The organism is Protofrankia symbiont of Coriaria myrtifolia, from assembly GCF_900634755.1.
GTDB classification, from domain to species: Bacteria; Actinomycetota; Actinomycetes; order Frankiales; family Frankiaceae; genus Protofrankia; species Protofrankia coriariae.
This window is the reverse complement of record NZ_CAAAFS010000218.1, coordinates 1-4,131: the sequence shown is the minus strand read 5'-3', so window position 1 is coordinate 4,131 and position 4,131 is coordinate 1. Positions and strand designations below refer to the sequence as shown.

The following is a 4,131-nucleotide window of genomic DNA, read 5'->3' as shown; positions in this document are numbered from 1 at the left end:
GCCCCCTGCCCCCTGCCCCCTGCCATTCGCTGCCGCGGTGTCCAGGAAGTCCGACAGGGCACCGTCACGATTCAGCCCGTTCGGCCCCAACGCCGTGGACAACCGCGACAACTGCGCCTTCAGATCGTCGAACTCCAACGGCGCCGCCGTCCGCGTCAACGGAATCGTGCCCCCGTTCGCGAATGTCGGACCACCGGTATACGGCGGGTCGAGCTGGACGAACCGGGTCGCCACCAGCGTCGGCGACACAATCGCCGCACGCACGCACGTCCGCCGGCAGACTGTACCTACCGTCGTAGCTGAACTCGACCCGTACCCTGTCCTTCTCCGGAACAATCGCGTCGATCCTCCCGACCACAACCCCCCGGATCCGGACCTTGTCATGCACATAGACGTTCTTCACCGACCGGAAATAGGCCACACCATGCTTGTCACCGCCACCCAGCAGGAGTACCAGGGCGGTCGCGGCCACCGCCACGACAACAACAGCGGCGATCAGACCGTACGGTCGGCCGGCGAGTCTCTGTGTCATGAACGTGCCTATCTCCCGTTCAGCCCGAGCAGATCCCCCAGCGAGGGCAGCGTCGGAGTCAGTGGCTGCGGCTGCCCGGCCGGCAGTGGGATCTGCGGAACAAGATCATGCGTACCGACAGCCCCGACCGCGGCGTCAAGGGATCCCTGGAACCAGGGGCCGCTGGCGACCCCCTCACCGAAGCCGGTGATGAAGCTGGCGACCTGGCTCACCGCGGAGACGATGTTGCTCTGGTTACGCCGCAGCAGCTCCAACGTCGCGTTCAGCTCGGTCAGCGCCGGCTTCAACTGCTGGTTGTTGTCGGTGACCAGGCCACTGATCTGGTCGGCAACCGCGGTGGTGTTGACCAGCAGTCTGTGCAGGCTCGCCCGCCGGCTCTCCAGCTCCGCCAGAAGGGAGTTACCGTCCAGCATCAGCGTGGTGATCTGCCGGGTGCGCTGCCGGAAGACCTCCGTCACGCTGCCGGTCCTGGCGAACAGCTCACGGATCGCCTGGTCCCGCGAACCAATCGTCTCAGACAGCCTGGTCAGCCCATCCATGGCAGGCCCGATGTCCCCGGCGGTGTCCCGGAAGGCGTCGGAGAACGTGCTCAACGCCTGCGCGAGCTGCTCGGTATCCACCTGCCCGACCTGCCCACTGACATCATCCAGACCCTGCGTGATGCTGTACGGGGCGGTGGTCCGCGCCACCGGAATGTCACCGCCGCCTCCCAGCGGCCTGTCCCCGCGCGGCACCAGACTGAGATACCGTGCGCCGAGCAGCGTATTGGTCTTGATCTGCGCCGTGGTCGCGTCCCCGAGCCGGACATGTTTCGCGGTGAACGTCACCTTCACGTCAGGGCCGTCGAGGCCAACACCGGTCACCTTCCCGATCTGTGTGCCGGCGACCTTCACCGGGTCACCGGGCTGTAGCCCGCCGGCCTCGGTGAAATGCGCGGTATAGGAGTCGCCCGCGATAAACGGCAGCTTCGCGACCTGGAACGTACCGGCGATCGCCAGCAACGTCCCCGCAATACCCACCAGGGCGATCACAGTGAGATTGCGCTCACGGAACTTCTTGGCCATCGCTTCGCCTCACCTGCCGCTTCCGGTCGCGCTCACGGCCTGCGCGGCGGCTTTCTGTTCGCGCTGCGCGGGTGTCTCCAGTGGGGCGGTCCCAGGTTTGCAGCGCTCGACATTGTCACTCGGCCCGATCCACGGCGTGTATATCGGCTGCCCGTCCGGCCCGGTCAGCTTCACCCGCAGGGAACAGATGTACATCCCGTAGGTCGATTCTCGAGATCCCACCCGGGCGACCCGCAGATAGGCACCGGGCAGCAGACCAAGAACGGTATCGATCGTCTCCCGGCCCTCGTTCAGCGTGGTGGCGGTACGACCGAGTTCGTGAACCATGCCGGCGAACGGTTCCCGCAGATCGGTCAGCAGGTCGTTCAACCGTGTCGTCAACGTGCTCGCGGTGTCGAAGGACCCACCGAGGCGGGTACGGTCCTCCGCCAGGCCGGACACCAGATGCTGCAGGCCGTCGATCGTGCCCCCGAGCTGGCCGCTGTGATCGTCCAGGTTTCCCAGCACCGCGTTGAGGTTGTCGACCACCTGCCCGATCACCACGTCCCGGTCCGCCAGGGTGGAGGTCAACGACGCCGTCCTGGTCAGGATCGAATCGATCGTTCCCCCTTCACCCTGCAGGACCGAGATCAGCTCGCCGGAGAACTGGTTGAGTTGATCCGGAGCCAGTCCTTCGAACAGCGGGTGGAAGCCGGCCAGCAGGACGTCGAGGTCGAGCGCCGGCTGGGTCTGCGTCACCGGCAGCACCCCGCCGGGAGGCAACGGTTTCTGTTCTCCCGGGCCCTGGCGCAGCTCCAGGTAGCGGTCACCGGTGAGGTTCTTGTACCGCACCGCCGCCACCGCGCCGGTGAGCAGCGGCCGGCTGGTGTTGACGGTGAACGTCACCTTCGCCCGGGTGTTCTCGAAGGTCTTCACATCGGAGACCTTGCCGACCTCGACACCGGCGACGCGGACCGAGTCCCCGGATTTCAGCCCGGAGACGTCGGTGAACACCGCACCGTACTCGTCGCGGTCCTTAAAACTGAACCCACCGAGCTGAATCGAAATCAACAACAGCACCAGGGATGTGGCGACCGCGAAAACACCGGTCTTGACAGCCTGGCTACGGACCGCGAGAGCCGACCTGGTCACCGCCGACCCCCCGCCGCCGTGGTCGTACCAGCCGGGGTAGCCGGGCTGGTTGTGGCCGGGGTGCTGCCCAGGGTCGCCAGCGGTCCAAAAAGCCGGACCACCAGCGGGGTCTGGGCCAGCCGCGCCCGGTTCGCGTCCGGCCCGGGCGGATTGGGGTCACCACCCTTGTCCACCGGTACCATCAACGAAGCCGGGATGTAGCTGCCGTCGTAGTCGGGCATCCCGTGGCAGTTGGGCCCGTTGTCCGCGGCGATATTGGGCAGGTCGCGAGGATACTGGTATGGCTCGTTACCGGGCTGGATGCTGACGATCGCCATAACGCCGGGTACGACACCGCCGATGGCGGTCTTCAGCAGCTGGTGTGCCTTGTCCGCGCCTTGTAGGAAGCAGGAAAATTCCGGAGAATAATCTTCGAGCAGACTGGTGATGGGAATCAGTGAGTGTGCCAGATCGACCAGTCGGCTGCCGTTGATCGCGAGGAAGTCCTGACCGGTTCCCGACAGTGAACTGAGCTGTTGGAGAAGCCCGTGGAAAGCACCCTGCTGATCGACGAACGTGCGCGCGGTGACCGTGCCGTTCGCCAGCACCCGCATCAGGTCCGGAGTGGCGGCGGCGTAGATGTCGAGCACGGTCGCACCCTTGTCAAGGTCCCGGGTCAACTGCGGAATATCGTTGTTGATTTTACCGAGGTACGAATTAGTCACATCGATGGTCCTGCCGATCTCCTCACCACGGCCGGCCACCGCCTGCGACACCGCACCCAACGCCGCGTTCACCTTGGCCGGCTGCAGGACCCGCAGCACGTCGTCGAGCCTGTCGAAGACCCCGTTGGCCTCCACGCTGACGTCCTTCGACGAGAGCACGGCGCCCCTGCTCAACGTTCTGGTCGATGGATTCGGAGGTATCTGCAACGCCACGTGCTTGTTCCCGAACGCGGTCATCTGCTCCAGCCGCACCCCCACGTTCGCCGGGATGGAGCGCAGCTTGTCCGGCTGCATCGCCAGCGTGATCTCCACCCCGCCGTCACGCGCCAGCTTGACCGCACGGACCGTCCCGACATCCACCCCGCGTAGCTGCACCAGGTTGCCCGGACGCATCTGCAGGCCACTGCGGTCCGCTCGAAGCGTAACCCCCGCCGTCGGCGTGAAACTGTTCGCGTACATGGCTATGGTCAGCCCGACCAGCGTCGCGATAATCGACAGCAGGACCAGCGCCGAAATCTTGTACCGGACGCCCTCCGGCAGGGTGCGGTCGGACCGTGTGATGCGGGCCGCGCTCATCCTGAGATCCGGAAGTTGTGCTCGCCGCCGTACAGTGCCATCGCCACACACAACTCCACCGCGAGTACCGCGACCAACGACGTGCGCACCGCCTTACCCACCGCCTCACCCACCCCCGCCGGAC

The 4,131-nt window shown here is 65.9% G+C and carries 3 protein-coding genes and 2 pseudogenes; all 5 read right to left on the bottom strand.

Annotation, left to right across the window (positions count from 1 at the left end; genetic code table 11):
* A pseudogene (locus tag CM1CMNOD_RS23145) lies at window positions 1-264 on the bottom strand (MCE family protein); the annotation flags it as partial.
* Window positions 265-319: 55 nt separating this feature from the next.
* Window positions 320-532: pseudogene (locus CM1CMNOD_RS24455) on the bottom strand (mammalian cell entry protein); the annotation flags it as partial.
* Window positions 533-540: 8 nt separating this feature from the next.
* Entirely contained in the window at window positions 541-1,596 is a 1,056-nt protein-coding gene (locus CM1CMNOD_RS12280) for an MCE family protein (RefSeq protein ID WP_013873941.1), read from the bottom strand.
* 9 nt (window positions 1,597-1,605) lie between these two features.
* Complete coding sequence (locus CM1CMNOD_RS12275) at window positions 1,606-2,727, bottom strand: MCE family protein (protein WP_013873940.1); 1,122 nt, start codon at window positions 2,725-2,727, stop codon at window positions 1,606-1,608.
* A complete protein-coding gene (locus tag CM1CMNOD_RS12270) occupies window positions 2,724-4,007 on the bottom strand; it encodes an MCE family protein (RefSeq protein ID WP_131773997.1) in 1,284 nt (427 codons plus the stop codon). Before CM1CMNOD_RS12270 ends, CM1CMNOD_RS12275 begins: the two co-directional genes overlap by 4 nt.
* Window positions 4,008-4,131: the final 124 nt, after the last annotated feature.

Excerpts from the sequence above, each read along its gene's own strand:
- CM1CMNOD_RS12280 (WP_013873941.1), bottom strand. The coding sequence starts at position 1,596 with ATGGCCAAGAAGTTCCGTGAGCGCAATCTCACTGTGATCGCCCTGGTG.
- CM1CMNOD_RS12270 (WP_131773997.1), bottom strand. The coding sequence starts at position 4,007 with ATGAGCGCGGCCCGCATCACACGGTCCGACCGCACCCTGCCGGAGGGC.